The sequence below is a fragment of the Streptomyces sp. NPDC001373 genome, from assembly GCF_042895815.1.
Lineage (GTDB): Bacteria > Actinomycetota > Actinomycetes > Streptomycetales > Streptomycetaceae > Streptomyces.
This window is the reverse complement of sequence record NZ_JBIAWQ010000004.1, coordinates 67,892-81,695: the sequence shown is the minus strand read 5'-3', so window position 1 is coordinate 81,695 and position 13,804 is coordinate 67,892. Positions and strand designations below refer to the sequence as shown.

11 protein-coding genes and 1 pseudogene are annotated in these 13,804 nt (G+C 75.0%); 9 read left to right on the top strand and 3 right to left on the bottom strand.

The window, feature by feature from the left end; translation table 11 throughout:
• The first annotated feature begins 6 nt into the window (after window positions 1–6).
• The 7 genes and pseudogenes from ACFY15_RS11335 to ACFY15_RS11305 all read left to right on the top strand — a co-directional run bounded on the left by ACFY15_RS11335 (window position 7) and on the right by ACFY15_RS11305 (window position 7,239).
• Entirely contained in the window at window positions 7–999 is a 993-nt protein-coding gene (locus tag ACFY15_RS11335; RefSeq protein WP_390685884.1) for a hypothetical protein, read from the top strand.
• Between the two features lie 174 nt (window positions 1,000–1,173).
• Window positions 1,174–2,487, top strand: a complete 1,314-nt coding sequence (locus ACFY15_RS11330; protein WP_390685969.1) for a sensor histidine kinase — start codon at window positions 1,174–1,176, stop codon at window positions 2,485–2,487.
• Window positions 2,484–3,149 (top strand): response regulator, encoded by a 666-nt coding sequence (locus ACFY15_RS11325; protein WP_390685885.1) that lies wholly within the window; start codon window positions 2,484–2,486, stop codon window positions 3,147–3,149. Before ACFY15_RS11330 ends, ACFY15_RS11325 begins: the two co-directional genes overlap by 4 nt.
• Window positions 3,150–3,211: 62 nt before the next feature.
• The gene (locus tag ACFY15_RS11320; RefSeq protein ID WP_390825400.1) at window positions 3,212–4,660 is read left to right on the top strand and encodes a peptidoglycan D,D-transpeptidase FtsI family protein; all 1,449 of its coding nucleotides are present in this window, start codon (window positions 3,212–3,214) and stop codon (window positions 4,658–4,660) included.
• A gap of 21 nt (window positions 4,661–4,681) precedes the next feature.
• Window positions 4,682–5,215: pseudogene (locus tag ACFY15_RS11315) on the top strand (GNAT family N-acetyltransferase); the annotation flags it as partial.
• 91 nt (window positions 5,216–5,306) lie between these two features.
• A complete protein-coding gene (locus tag ACFY15_RS11310; protein WP_390685887.1) occupies window positions 5,307–6,014 on the top strand; it encodes a DsbA family oxidoreductase in 708 nt (235 codons plus the stop codon).
• A gap of 148 nt (window positions 6,015–6,162) precedes the next feature.
• A complete protein-coding gene (locus ACFY15_RS11305; protein WP_390825399.1) occupies window positions 6,163–7,239 on the top strand; it encodes an aminotransferase class V-fold PLP-dependent enzyme in 1,077 nt (358 codons plus the stop codon).
• Window positions 7,240–7,245: 6 nt separating this feature from the next.
• On the opposite strand, the gene ACFY15_RS11300 is transcribed toward ACFY15_RS11305, so the two are convergent.
• Window positions 7,246–8,316: a pyridoxal-phosphate-dependent aminotransferase family protein gene (locus ACFY15_RS11300; RefSeq protein ID WP_390825520.1), complete on the bottom strand. Its 1,071-nt coding sequence runs from the start codon at window positions 8,314–8,316 to the stop codon at window positions 7,246–7,248.
• Window positions 8,317–8,380: 64 nt separating this feature from the next.
• Here ACFY15_RS11300 and ACFY15_RS11295 point away from each other — a divergent pair, with 64 nt between their 5' ends.
• Window positions 8,381–9,475: an amidohydrolase family protein gene (locus ACFY15_RS11295; RefSeq protein ID WP_390685889.1), complete on the top strand. Its 1,095-nt coding sequence runs from the start codon at window positions 8,381–8,383 to the stop codon at window positions 9,473–9,475.
• 353 nt (window positions 9,476–9,828) lie between these two features.
• Entirely contained in the window at window positions 9,829–10,719 is an 891-nt protein-coding gene (locus tag ACFY15_RS11290; protein WP_390685890.1) for an SCO1860 family LAETG-anchored protein, read from the top strand.
• Window positions 10,720–10,744: 25 nt separating this feature from the next.
• Here ACFY15_RS11290 and ACFY15_RS11285 read toward each other — a convergent pair whose 3' ends face one another.
• Window positions 10,745–11,968 (bottom strand): CapA family protein, encoded by a 1,224-nt coding sequence (locus ACFY15_RS11285; RefSeq protein ID WP_390685891.1) that lies wholly within the window; start codon window positions 11,966–11,968, stop codon window positions 10,745–10,747.
• Between the two features lie 382 nt (window positions 11,969–12,350).
• Complete coding sequence (cobC, locus tag ACFY15_RS11280; RefSeq protein ID WP_390685892.1) at window positions 12,351–13,772, bottom strand: Rv2231c family pyridoxal phosphate-dependent protein CobC; 1,422 nt, start codon at window positions 13,770–13,772, stop codon at window positions 12,351–12,353.
• Window positions 13,773–13,804 lie beyond the last annotated feature (32 nt).

The following is a 13,804-nucleotide window of genomic DNA, read 5'->3' as shown; positions in this document are numbered from 1 at the left end:
GGGGGCATGAGCACACGAGCCGTCCACGCGACGCACACGACGGGCACCACCCGGCCGCCGGCCCCCGCCCCGGGGACCCGGCTGCGGATCCTGCGGGCGGCCGCCCTGGCCGCCACCCTGCCGTACCTGACCCTCAAGGCGGCCTGGCTGGCGGGGAGCCGGATCGGGATACCGGCGGACAGCATCCTGCTGAAGGGCGGGACGACCCTGGCCGTGGGCAACGCGGTCACGCTCGCCATGGACGCCTGCGTGATCCTGCTCGTGCTGGTGCTCACCCGACCCTGGGGCGCGCGGGTGCCCGGACGGCTGCTGACCCTGCCGGTGTTCGTCGCCACCGGGCTGCTCACCCCGATCGTCCTCGGGTACCCGGCCCAGCTGCTCGTCAAGGCCCTGGGCCTGGGGGCCGGCGAGGCGGCCCGGGCGGCCCGGGTGCCCTTCCTCGATCCCTGGGTGTTCGCCGTCGTCTACGGCGGCTTCATCATCCAGGCGATCGCCCTCGCCGGACTGTTCGTCCCCTACGCGCGCCGTCGCTGGGGCCGGCGCTGGCAGGGGGCGCTCGGGCGGAGGCTCCCGTCCCCCACGGGGGTGGTGGCGGGAGCCGCCGCGACGGCCGGCGCCGCGGTCGCCGCGGCGCACGGGTACTGGGCCTTCGGCGGGACCGCTGGGCTGTCCGCGGAGATGGCGGCGGCGCACTCGGCGGAGACCGGTGTGGTGTCCGGGGCGCACGCGATATGCGCCCTCGCCGCCGCGGCCGGGGCGCTGGTGCTGGCCCGGGGCGGGGCGCGCCCGGCCCGGTGGCCGCTGGCCCTGACCTGGATCGGCTCGTCGGCGGCGCTGGGCTGGGGGGCGTGGATGCTGACCGCGGCCCTGGGGGTGAACCTCGGCGAGGAGGAACTCTCCACCACCGCCCTCCTGTTGGCCTACGCTGGCCAGATGATCACCGGACTGCTGGCCGGGGCGGTGCTCCTGCGCTACCTCCACGCCCGGAGGGAGGGCTGACCCGGGGGAGGGCGTAAGGGATCCGGCCGGTCGGGAGTCCGGCGCGGCCGGGAGTCCGGCGGGGGCGGGCGGAACCGATCGGGCGGGAGCCGGCCGGGGAGAGGCGTGGACCAGGAGGGGACGACCGTGGGTGCGAGCGGCTTCGGCGGGGGCCGGGCGTCCGGGGCGGCGGCGGTGAGGCGGTGGCCCGGGCTGCTGCTGGGGGCGCGGGCCCGGCTGCGGTGGGTGCATCTGATACTCGGCGGGGCCCTGCTCATGCCGTACCTCATGCTCACCCAGGTCGTGGTGGGCGCGGCGGCCGGCGGGGTCAACGCGTTCGCCTCCCTCCCGCTGACCCTGCTCTCCTACGCGGCCTCCCTGCCCCTGATCGCGGTGACCGGCCTGTTCGGGCTGGTCCGGCCGCTGTCGGTCATGGCCGCGCGGGTCATGACCGGGGTGCCGGGGGACCGGCTGGCGGACGGCCCGGCCCGGTCCTGGGGGGCCCGCTGGCGGGCCTCGGCCTGGTGGACCCTGCACCTGGGCATCGGGGCGCTGATCAGCGGGATGAGCCTGGCCGTACCGCCCCTGGGGGTGGTGCTGGTCGTCATGCCGTTCTCCGGGGCCCTGCGCGCCTCGGTGCGGGGGGCGGGCTGGTTCAGCGCCGAGGCGGAGCCCTACGTCTCGCCCCCGATCGGTGTCGGGCTCCTGCTCGCGCTCGCCGCCGCCTGCGCCGGCGCGGGGGCGCTGCTGGCCCGGCTCGCACCCGTACTCCTCGGGCCGACCGCGGCGGACCGGCTGGCCGCCGCAGAGGAACGGGCCGCCGACCTCGCCGTCCGCAACCGGCTGGCCCGGGAGCTGCACGACGCCGTGGGGCACGCGCTGAGCGCCGTCACCCTCCAGGCGGGGGCGGCCCGGCGGGTGCTCGACCGGGACCCGGAGTTCGTCCGCGAGGCGCTCGCCGCGATCGAGGACACCACCCGGCGCACGGTGGGCGAGCTCGACGCGGTCCTCGGCCTGCTGCGGGACGGGGACCCGGCCCGGGCCGACGCCATGCCCGCACCCACCCTGGCCGGCGACCTCGACGGGCTGCTGGCCCGCACCCGGGCCGGCGGCACCGTCCTCACCGCCGAGCAGGACCCGGGCCCGGCCGGGGAGTGGTCGCAGCTGCCGGCGATCGCCTCCCGTGAGGCGTACCGGATCGTCCAGGAGGGCCTGAGCAACGCCCTGCGCCACGGCACCGGCCCCATCACCCTGCTGATCCGCGTTCACACGCCCGACGGCCACCGCGAACTGGAGATCACCATGACCAATCCGCCCGCCGCGTCCCCACCCGCCCCCGACGCGCCCGCACCGCGCACCACCGGCGGCCGCGGGTTGCGCGGCGCCGCCGAACGGGCCGCCCTCCTCGGCGGCCACGTCGAGGCCGGACCGCACGCGGGGTGCTGGCGGCTGCGGGCCGTCCTGCCGCTCGGCGGCGGTGCCGGCCCGGCCCGGGGAGGCGTGCGATGAGCCGGCCGCCGCTGCGCGTGGTCGTCGCCGACGACGAGCGGATGGTCCGCACCGCCCTGCGGGTCATCCTCGACGCCGAATCCGACCTGGAGGTCGTCGGCGAGGCCGCCTCGGGCGCCGAGGCCGTCCCCCTGGTGCGCTCCCTGGCCCCCGACGTGGTCCTGATGGACGTGCGGATGCCCGAGATCGACGGCATCCGGGCCACCGAGCAGATCCTCGCCACCATGGCCGACCCGCCCAGGATCGTGGTCGTCACCACCTTCGAGAACGACGCCTACGTCTACGACGCGCTGCGGGCGGGCGCGTCCGGCTTCCTCCTCAAGCGCGCCGACCCGGACGAGCTGATCGGCGCGGTCCGGCTCGTCGCCCGCGGGGACTCCCTGCTCTTCCCGGCCGCCGTGCGCACCCTGGCCGCCGCCCACACCGCGGCCGTCCGGCCCGTCTCCCCGGCCTGGGCGGGCCGGCTCACGGACCGGGAGGCCGACGTCCTGCGCCTGATGGCCACCGGCCTGTCCAACCACGAGATCAGCGAGCACCTCGGGGTCGGCCCGCAGACCGTCAAGACGCATGTGGCCGGGATCCTCGCCAAGACCGGCTCCCGCGACCGCACCCAGGCGGTCATCGCGGCCTACGAAGGGGGCTTCCTCATGAAGAAAGCCTGAGAACCCCGCCACAATCGGGGCAGAGCGGAACGCCCGGGCCTCCCGGGACGTCCTTCTGGGGGATGAACAAGACGATCAGGCGTGCGTCGGTCTTCTGTCTGCTTCTGGTGCTGGCCCTCTTGGTGCGGGTCACCTGGGTGCAGGCGTACCAAGGCCAGGCCCTCGCAGACGACGAGCACAACCGCCGCAACCTCATCGGGCAGTACGAGAACCCGCTGGGCAACATCATCGTGGGCGGAACGGCGATCACCGGGGCCACCAAGACGGCCGGCAAGGACTTCGGGTACAAGCGCACCTACGTCGACGGACCCCTCTACGCGCCGATCACCGGCTACAGCTCCCAGGCCTTCGGCACGAGCATGCTGGAGGGCGTCTACAAGAACGTGCTCAACGGCTCGGACAGCCGCCTGAAGACGGCGATGGACATCCTCACCAACAAGCGGGCCGACCCGGGCAACGTCCTGACCACCATCGACAAGGACGTGCAGAAGGCCGCCTACGACGCCCTCGGCGGCAAGCAGGGCGCCGCCGTGGCCATCGACCCGGCGACCGGCGAGATCCTCGCCGTCGTCAACAACCCCTCCTACGACCCGGGCCGGATCTCGGGCGCCGGCGACCAGGCCGCCTGGGACGAGCTCTCCGCCGACAAGGGCAAGGCCATGGAGAACGTGGCCCTGCGCAAGCCCCAGGCGCCCGGCTCCACCTTCAAGCTGGTCACCCTGGCCGCGGCCATCGAGAACGGGCTGGTCACCAGCATCGACCAGCCGACCGGGGTCCCCGGCAACTACACGATCCCCGGCACCCGGACGAAGCTGCCCAGCGAGGCGGGCGACGAGGCCTGCAACAACGCCTCCGCCCGTACCGCCCTCAAGCTGTCCTGCAACAACGTCTTCGCGGACCTGGCCTCCAAGCTCGGCCAGGACAAGATGCGGGCCATGGCGGAGAAGCTCGGCTTCAACACGCAGATCGACACCCCGGTCCGCACCAACCCGCCGAGCAAGTACCCGACCAAGAAGCTGTCCGTCGACCAGGTCGCGCAGACGGGTATCGGCCAGTTCGACGTCCAGGCCACTCCGCTCCAGATGGCCATGGTGACCTCCGCCATCCAGAACGGCGGCAAGCTCGTCGCCCCGCACATGGTCTCGGAGGTGACCGACTCGGGCGGCACCGTACTGGAGAGCTTCAGGGAGCCGAAGACCCAGCAGGTCATGAGCGCCAGGACCGCCTCGATGCTCCAGGACGCCATGCGCACCGTGGCCACCGAGGGCGGCGGCAAGCCCGCGCAGGTGGCGGGCGCCGAGGTGGGCGGCAAGACGGGCACCGCCCAGCGCGGCGTGAACAACAACATCCCACCCCTCGCCTGGTTCACCTCGTACGGCAAGGCGGGCGGCAAGCAGATCGCGGTGGCGGTGATGATCGAGAACTCGGACACCGACCGCTCCGAGATCGGCGGCGGCAAGCTGGCCGCGCCCATCGCGCAGAAGATGATGGCGGCGTGGCTGAAGAAGTAGCCACCGCCTGAAGGGCCGTCGCGCGCCGGGAACCGACGGGGTTCCCGGCGCGTTCCCCTTCCCATGATCAGGACCGCACTCCCCGAAGACCTGGACGCCATCGCCGCCCTGCACACCCGGGCGCGCGCCACCTACTACCGGGGCCGCGTCCCCGAACAGGCCTACGCGGGCGAGGCCGAGCAGGCCCGCAGCCGCGAGGGCTGGTCGCGCGCGGTGGGCCGGTCCGAGGCCGAGGGCCGGGTCTTCTGCGCCGAACGCGACGGGCGGATCACCGGGGTGGCCGCCTTCCTCACCGCCGACGGCGAGACCACCCTCACCCAGCTCCACGTGGACCCCGCCCACTGGCGCCGGGGTACCGGCGCCGCCCTGCACGCCGCGTGCCTCGCCGCCTGGCGCCGGGCCGGCGTCGAACGGGTCCGCCTGGAGGTCTTCGAGCACAACGTCCGCGCCCAGGCCTTCTACGCCGCGCACGGCTGGCGCCCCGACCCCTCCGCCACCCCCGCCGGATCCCACCGCACCCTGTGGCTGGAGGTGGAGGAGGCGTCCGGGGAATGAGACGCTCCGGCGAATGGTTGAACCGCAAACAGTTTCGCCCCGCGAAACCCCGCCCCGACCCCCACCCGGAATCCCGGAGAGAAGAAGGATCATGCGCGTCGAGATCTGGAGCGACATCGCCTGCCCCTGGTGCTACATCGGAAAGGCCCGCTTCACCAAGGGACTGGCCGAGTTCGCGCACCGCGACGAGGTGGAGGTCGTCTTCCGCTCCTTCGAGCTCGACCCCCACAGCGCCAAGGGCGTCACCGCGCCCGTCCTGGAGATGCTCGCCCGCAAGTACGGCCGCACCCTCGACGAGGCGCGCGGCATGGAGGAGCACGTCGCCGCGAGCGCCCGTGCCGAGGGGCTGGAATACCGGACCGACGGCCGCGACCACGGCAACACCTTCGACATCCACCGGCTCCTGCACCTGGCCGCCGCCCGCGGCCGTCAGGAGCGGCTCCTCGACCTCGCCTTCCGCGCCAACTTCGCCGAGGAGCGCTCGGTCTTCGACGCCGAGGTGCTGCTCGCCCTCGCGGTGGAGGCCGGCCTGGACGAGACGGAGGCCCGCGCGGTCCTCGCCGACGACTCCGCCTACGCGGCCGAGGTCCGGGCCGACGAGCGCGAGGCGGCCGAACTGGGCGCCAACGCGGTTCCGTTCTTCGTCCTCGACCGCCGCTACGGCATCTCCGGCGGCCAGCCCGCCGAAGTGTTCACCCAGGCCCTGGAGCAGGCCTGGGCCGGGCGGGAGCTCCCCGAGCCGGCCGCCGACGCCGAGGCCTGCGAACCGGACGGGGCCTGCGCCGTCCCTCGGGCCTGACCCGCCGGCCCCCGTCCGGGGCGCCCGCGTACCTCCCGTCCGCGGGCGCCGACCGGCTTCCCTGGTCCATCGTCATAAGGATCACTTGGGGATCGTAGGTAAAACACGGCAATGGACTTTGAGACGGTCCTCGCCCAGAGTGGACGCCATGGATCTTCCGCTCTCCGACGTGTCCCGGGTCTGCGCCGCCGAGTTCGCGCACACCACCACCTACCTCGACACCGCCGGCGCCGGGGTGCTCCCCCGGTCCGCCGTCGCCGCGGTGCGGGAGCTGGCCGAGGCGGCGGGGGCCGGGCTCCCCGCCGGGGCCGGCGACTTCGACCTCGTCGAGCGGGTGCGGGCCTCCTTCGCCCGGCTGGTCGCGGTCGACCCCGAGCGCGTCGCCGTCGGCTCGTCCGTCGCCACCCACGTGGGCCTGATCGCGGCCTCCCTGCCCGACGGGGCCGAGGTCCTCGTGCCCGAGGGGGACTTCGCCTCCGTCATGAACCCCTTCGTGCTGCGCGGCGGCCTCAACGTCCGCTTCGTCCCGCTGGAATCCCTCGCCGAGGCCGTCCGCCCCGACACCGCCCTGGTCGCGCTGAGCGCCGTGCAGTCCGCCGACGGCAGGACGGCGGACCTCCCCGGCGTCCGCGCGGCGACCGCCGCACACGGGGCGCGGATGCTCGTGGACGCCACCCAGGCCGCCGGCTGGCTGCCCTTCGACGCCTCGCCGTACGAGTACACGGTGACCGGTGGCTACAAGTGGCTGCTCGGCGGCCGCGGCGCCTCGTACCTGACGGTCTCGCATGAGGCCCAGCCGGGCCTGGTCCCGCTGCACGCGGGCTGGGTGGCGGCCGAGTCCAAGTGGGAGGCGGTCTACGGACCGATGCGGCAACTGGCCCGCGACGCGCGCCGCTTCGACGAGTCCGCGGCCTTCCTCCCCTACTACGCGGCGCAGCCCTCCCTGGCGCTGCTGGAGCGCGTCGGTGTCGAGGCCGTCCACGCCCACGACACCGCCCTGGCCGCCCGCTACCGGACCGGGCTCGACCGCCTCGGCCACCGGCCCGTGCCCGGGGACGGCGCGATCGTCTCCGTCCCCGGCCTGGCCCACCGGCAGCCCGCCCTCGAAGCCGCCGGGATCCGCACCTCCGCCCGCGGGGGAGCCCTGCGGGCCTCGTTCCACCTCTACAACACCGAGGCGGACGTGGACCGGCTGCTGGACGCGCTGGACGTGCCGGCCGGCTGAGCGGCCCTACCGCCAGGCCGCCGAGGCCGCCTCCAGCGCCGCCTGCGGATCCGCGGACAGGGCCGATGCCAGGGCGCGCAGCGACGCCGCGACCGCCTCCGGCGAAGCCGCCGGGCCGTAGTGGTTGACCCGGACCATCTCCTGCGCCAGCGCCCCGCCGCCCGCCGCCAGCGGGACCGTCCCGTCGGCGGCCAGGGCCTTGGCCACCACCGTCGAGGCGTCCGGCACCCGCAGCGTGGTCGCCACCGGCGCGGCCTGCGCCGGGTCCCCGACCCAAGGGGCCAGGCCGAGCGCCGCCGCGCCCGCCCGGGTGGCCCGGGCCGCGGCGGCGTGCCGGCCGAGCACACCGGCCGTCCCCTCCTCCGCGAGCCGGTCCAGGCAGGCCTCCAGCGCCAGCATCTCCAGCTGCGCCGGGGCGTGCAGCAGCGTCGTGCGGCCCCCGTCGATCCAGCGCTCCTTCCAGTCCAGGAGGGAGAGGTACGAGCGCCGGGGCGCGGCCGGGTTGGCGGCGAACCGCTCCCACGCCCGCTCGCTCACCGACACCGCCGAGACCCCCGCCGGGCCGCCCATCGCCTTCTGCGCGCCGATCACGCACAGGTCCACGCCCCACGCGTCCGGCAGCAGCGGCTCCGCGCCCACCGAGGCGACCGCGTCCAGCATGAACAGCGCCCCGTGGTCCCGCACGGCCTCGCCGATCTCCGCGACCGGGTTGGTGTTGCCGGTGGCCGCCTCGGCGTGCACCAGCGAGACGAAGTCGATCTCCGGGTGCTCCGCCAGCGCGCGGGCCACCTGCTCGCCGCTCACCGCCGTGTCGAACGGCACCGCCAGGTCCACCACGTCCGCCCCGGCGTCCCGCAGCCAGTTGCCGAACGTGGTGCCGTACGGGCCCGTGACGATGTTCAGTGCCGTCGAGCCCGGCCGGGCCCCGGAACGGATGCAGCCCTCCAGCGGCAGCAGCGCCTCGCCCTGGGTGATCACCACGTCGTGCCGGGTGTCCAGCAGCCGTGCGACGCCCCGCTCGACGGCGGCGAAGCGCTCGGCGGTCAGCGGCGGAAGGTCCAGGAGGGGGTGGGTCACGGCGGTGCTCTCTTCGTCCGGGGTCACCGGCCGAGCCTATCCAGCGCGCACGTACAGTGCGGACATGAGTGATCACAGCGGTGTGCTCCATGTGAAGGGACGCGTGCTCGTCGGGCCCCACGAGGTCCGCGACGAGCTCTGGGTCGTCGGCGGGCGGATCACCTACGAGCGGCCGGCCGCCGCCCGCGAGGCCACCACCGTCACCGGCTGGGCCCTGCCGGGGCTGGTCGACGCGCACTGCCACGTCGGCCTCGACGCCCACGGGCCGGTCGACGCGGCGACCGCCGAGGCCCAGGCCCTCACCGACCGGGACGCGGGCACCCTCCTGATCCGTGACGCGGGCTCCCCCTCCGACACCCGCTGGATCGACGACCGCGAGGATCTCCCGAAGATCATCCGGGCGGGCCGGCACATCGCCCGCACGCGCCGCTACATCCGCAACTACGCGCACGAGATCGAGCCGCCGCAGCTCGTCGAGTACGTGGCCCGCGAGGCCCGGCGCGGGGACGGCTGGGTCAAACTCGTCGGCGACTGGATCGACCGCGAGGCCGGGGACCTGACGGCCTGCTGGCCGCGCGCCGAGGTGGAGGCGGCCATCGCCGAGGCGCACCGGCTGGGCGCCCGGGTCACCGCGCACTGCTTCGCGGAGGACTCGCTGCGCGACCTGGTCGAGGCGGGCATCGACTGCATCGAGCACGCCACCGGGCTGACCGAGGACACCATCCCCCTCTTCGCCGAGCGCGGTGTCGCGATCGTCCCCACGCTCGTCAACATCGCGACCTTCCCGAAGCTGGCGGCGGGCGGCGAGGCCAAGTTCCCCCGCTGGTCGGCCCATATGCGCCGGCTCCACGAGCGGCGCTACGACACCGTCCGCGCGGCCTGGGACGCGGGCGTCGGGGTGTACGTCGGTACGGACGCGGGCGGTTCACTGCCGCACGGCCTGGTCGCCGCCGAGGTGCAGGAACTCGTGAAGGCCGGGATCCCGGCGCTCGACGCCCTCTCGGCGACGGCCTGGGGGGCCCGCGAGTGGCTCGGCAGGCCCGGCCTGACCGAGGGCGCGCCCGCCGACCTGGTGGTCTACGGCTCCGATCCGCGGGAGGACGTGCGGGTGCTGGCGCGGCCGGACCGGGTGGTGGTGAACGGGGCGGTCCGCGCCTGAGCCGGACCGGACACCGACGGGCCGGACCGGAGGCCGACGCGGCGGACCGGACACCGACGGGCCGGGCGGGTGCGGAGTTGACGGGGCGTGACCCGGTGCCCCCGACCGTCGTTGTGAGTGTCCGAAAAGGGCTGGTGGCGTCCCCCGCGCCGAGGCGTGCGGGAACCCGTGTGCCGTGTGGGGCGCAACAAATCGAATACACGCATGGAAACCACCCGTTGGAGTGAACTCACGTCAGGTGGCTGCCCGTTCACGCACAGTGCGTAAAGATTTCGGGCGTCGAAGCCGTCGGCAAGCGCGATGTCCCCCATCGGCGCCGCGACGGCACCCATCTCCCCGGGGGTTCCACCACCTTGAACCGCAACACCTTCCGCCTGCCCGCGGCCGTCCTGCTCGCCACGGGAGCGGTGTCCCTGCTCGCCGCACCCCCCGCCCTCGCCACCGACGGCAGCGGCGGCCAGGGCACCTCCGGAGCCGTCGTCCTGCGGACCGGACTGGACGTAGGCCTGCTCAACAAGACGGTGCACGTACCGCTGAAGGCCACTCTCAACGAGGTCAGCGCCCCCGCCACGGCCGAGAAGACGGCCCTCACCGTGACCCTCGACGGGGTCGAGCAGGGGCAGCCGGTGAACGTGCTCACGGCGGACGCCGCCACGGCCAAGGCCACCGCCGACGAGAACGGCGCCCGCGCCGAGTCCAACCTCGCCCACGCCAGGGTGCACCTCCCGGGTCTGCCGGCCCTCTCCCTCATCGAGGTCGAGAAGGTCACCTCCAAGGCCGTCTGCGAGGCCGGCGCGAAGCCCGTCGCCACCTCGAACGTCCTCGGCACCGTCACCGCCCTCGGCAAGAAGGTCACCCTGACGGCCGGCGGCCCCACCGAGGTCGAGGTCCCGGGCGTCGGCCTGGTCTCCCTGCGGCTCTCCGACACGCAGACCAGCTCCACCACCGCGGCGGCCGCCGCGCTCCGCCTGAAGGTGTCGGTGAACCCGCTGAAGCTCAACGTGGCGCAGGTCGACGGCGAGGTCGTCCTGGCGGAGGCGCACTGCACGTCCCCGACGACGGCCGCGAAGCCCGCCGCCAAGCCGGACGTCAAGCCGCAGGCCGCCGTCTCCACGTCCGGCCGCGCCGACCTCGCCGAGACCGGCGCCGGTTCCGCCACCCCGTGGGTCGCCGGCGGCGCGCTTCTGCTGCTCGGCGCCGGCGCGTGCGCGCTCGTCGTGACCCGGCGCGGCCGGACCTCGTGACCCGGGCGGCCGTCCCCGGACCGGATCAGCGGGTCGCGCGCGTCAGCCCCTGGCCCGTCGCGCCCCTGGAGGTCACGGCCGACGTGACCTCCTTGTCCACCCGTGCGTACTCGGCCCGCTTGGCGGCGGACGGTCCGCCGTCCGCGTCCGCTCCGGCGCACGAGGTGCAGACGACGCGGAACGGCGGTCCCGTGTCCGAGTACTGAGTGAGGTACTCGGCCTTGACCACCTCCCAGCGGCCCGGGTGCGAGGCCGCCGGGGCGAAGGTGAAGCGGGGGATGGACGACATGTTGCCCCGCGCCTTCTCGGCCTCGTAGAAGCTGGCGATCTGGTCGCCCATGCCGAAGACCACCCAGGTGCCGTTGATCTTCTCGTAGGGCTGTGGGACGTGGTTGTGCGTGCCGAGGATCAGATCGATGTCGGGCAGCCCGTCCGCCCCGCGCGAGGCGGTCAGCGCCTGCGCCAGGTCCTTCTGCTGCTGGTCGGGGGCCGTCTGCCACTCGGTGCCCCAGTGGACGCTCAGGACGACGACGTGCGCGCCGGCCGCCCGGGCCGCGCGGGCGTCGGCGATGATCCGGGCCTGGTCGATCAGGTTGACGGCCCAGGGCTTGCCCGCCGGGAGCGGTATCCCGTTCGTGCCGTACGTGTAGTCCAGCTGGGCGACCTTCGCCCGGCCGGCGGAGAGCACCGCCGGGGCCTTGGCCTCCTCGGGGCGGCGGGCCGAACCCACGTGCTTGAGGCCGACCCGGTCGAGGTGGTCGAGGGTGCGGGAGAGTCCGTCGAACCCGTCGTCGAGGGTGTGGTTCGAGCCCGTGGAGCAACTGTCGTACCCGGCGTCCTTGAGGGCGTCGGCCAACTGGTGCGGGGCCTTGAAGGCGGGATAGCCGGTGTAGGGGCCGCCGGGCTTTCCGTACGGTATCTCGTGGTGGCATATCGCAAGGTCGGCGGCGGAGACGATGGGCTTGACGCCCGCGAGTATCTTCCGGAAGTCGTACTCCCCGGGCCTGCCGCCCGCGTCGTCCGCGGCCCGCTGGATGACCGACGGGTACGGGATCGTGTCCCCGGTCGCCACCAGCGTGAACGGGGCCGCGCCCGGGACCGCCTTCCCGGCGCCGTTGGGCTTGCCCTGGAGCCGCTGCTCGGCCGAGACGGCCGCCCCGCCCTCCAGCAGCCTGGGCACCGCGTACACCCCGCCACCGACCACCCCCACGGCCACCAGCCCCATGGTGATGCGCGTCGCCGCCCTCATGTCCCGTCCCCCGTCCGTGATGTGTTCCGCCGCCATGCTAGAGGCTGTCGTCGAACTCCCGTCTGCCCCGCGGGGCTCCCCCGGCCACCGCCGGGAGGTGCCCCCGGGCACGCACTCCCGCCCCAGCGGGCGCAAGACCGAGTACGCCCAGTACGGGGCCTTGCGCCCGGCACGCCGAGAGCGCGCTCCCGCCCCCAGCTCTCGGCTTCGCTCAAGCAGGGGGGACCCCCATGACGCCGCAGGGCCTCCCTCCGGGCGACGACAGGACTTCGACGACCGTCCCCAGCCCGCCGGCCGGAACCGCCCGCCCTCCGGGCCCCCGCGACAGCGGGGAGAGGGAGGGCGGGCCGAGGGCGGACGGCAGACGGCCCGCGGGGCCGGGTCAGGGCGCGGCCAGGGCCAGGGCGTGGTCCAGTGCCTGCAGCAGCCGCCCCGTCGTCGCCCGGTCCCGTACCGCCAGGCGCAGCCAGGAGGCGTCCAGCCCCGGGAAGGTGTCCCCCCGCCGGACCGCGAAGCCCAGCGCCCGCAGCCGGGTGCGCACCTCCGCCGCGCCGGGGATCCGGACCAGCACGAACGGCCCCTCGGCCACCCCCGACACCGTGACCTCCTCGAACTCCGCCAGCCCCGCCAGCAGGTGCGCCCGGTCCACCGCGATCCGGCGGGCCGCCGCCTCCGCCTCCTCCAGCGCCTCCGGCGCCACGCAGGCCTCCGCCGCCACCAGCGCCGGGGTCGAGACCGGCCACAGCGGCTGCGCCGCGGCCAGCTTCGAGACGACCTCCGGATCGGCCAGCACGTAGCCGATCCGCAGCCCCGCCAGGCCCCACGTCTTCGTCAGACTCCGCAGCACCACCAGCCCCGGCACGTCCATCCGCCCGGCCAGCGCCTCCCGCTCGCCCGGGACCGCGTCCATGAACGCCTCGTCCACCACCAGGATCCGCCCCGGCCGGGCCAGCGCGGCCAGCGTCGCCGCCGGGTGCAGGACCGACGTCGGGTTGGTGGGATTGCCCACGACCACCAGGTCCGCGTCCTGCGGTACCGCCGCGGGGTCCAGCCGGAACCCGTCCTCCGCCCGCAGCACCACCCGCTCCACCCGGTGCCCGGCGTCCCGCAGGGCCGCCTCCGGCTCGGTGAACTGCGGGTGCACCACCACCGGCCGCTCCGCCTCCAGCGCCCGCGCGATCAGCACGAACGCCTCGGCCGCCCCCGCTGTCAGCAGCACCCGCTCGACCGGCAGCCCGTGCCGCCGCGCCACGGCCGCCCGCGCCGCCCGCCCGTCCGGGTAGGCCGCGAGGTCCCCGAGGGAGGCCGCGATCCGCTGCTTCAGCCACTCCGGCGGCGTGTCCGACCGCACGTTCACCGCCAGGTCCACGAGCGCGCCGCCCGCGTCCGCGACCTCCGCGTCCCCGTGGTGGCGCAGGTCGTGCTCCTCGGCGGTGGCCACCGCGCAGGTCGCCGCCACCGAACGGCGCTTGGGCACGAGGAGCTCCCCGCCGCACGCCAGCGCCGCCGCCTCCGCCACCGAGGCGGTTCCGGCGGCCTCGTGCACGGCCGGCGACGGGTGCGGTACGGGGATCCGCGCGAGCTCCTCGGCCGGGTAGCCCACCAGGGGCACGCCGAAACGTTCCGCCGCGCCCGCGATACCGGGCTCCAGGGTCTTCGAGTCCACCGTCGCCAACGCCGTCACCGCCCCGGCGCTCAGCCCGGCCCCGCGCAGGGTCTCCTCGACCAGCGCGCAGACCTCCGCCACGGAAACCCCCGCGCGTCCGCCGACCCCGACCACCAGCCGCGTCACGTACTCGCCCACCGGGTCCCTCCCTCCGTACTGGTGTCCGTCAT

Bases quoted from the DNA above. Each gene is read 5' to 3' on its own strand.
- ACFY15_RS11335 (WP_390685884.1), top strand. From the start codon at position 7: ATGAGCACACGAGCCGTCCACGCGACGCACACGACGGGCACCACCCGG.
- ACFY15_RS11325 (WP_390685885.1), top strand. From the start codon at position 2,484: ATGAGCCGGCCGCCGCTGCGCGTGGTCGTCGCCGACGACGAGCGGATG.
- ACFY15_RS11320 (WP_390825400.1), top strand. From the start codon at position 3,212: ATGAACAAGACGATCAGGCGTGCGTCGGTCTTCTGTCTGCTTCTGGTG.
- ACFY15_RS11310 (WP_390685887.1), top strand. From the start codon at position 5,307: ATGCGCGTCGAGATCTGGAGCGACATCGCCTGCCCCTGGTGCTACATC.
- ACFY15_RS11305 (WP_390825399.1), top strand. From the start codon at position 6,163: ATGGATCTTCCGCTCTCCGACGTGTCCCGGGTCTGCGCCGCCGAGTTC.
- ACFY15_RS11295 (WP_390685889.1), top strand. From the start codon at position 8,381: ATGAGTGATCACAGCGGTGTGCTCCATGTGAAGGGACGCGTGCTCGTC.
- ACFY15_RS11285 (WP_390685891.1), bottom strand. From the start codon at position 11,968: ATGAGGGCGGCGACGCGCATCACCATGGGGCTGGTGGCCGTGGGGGTG.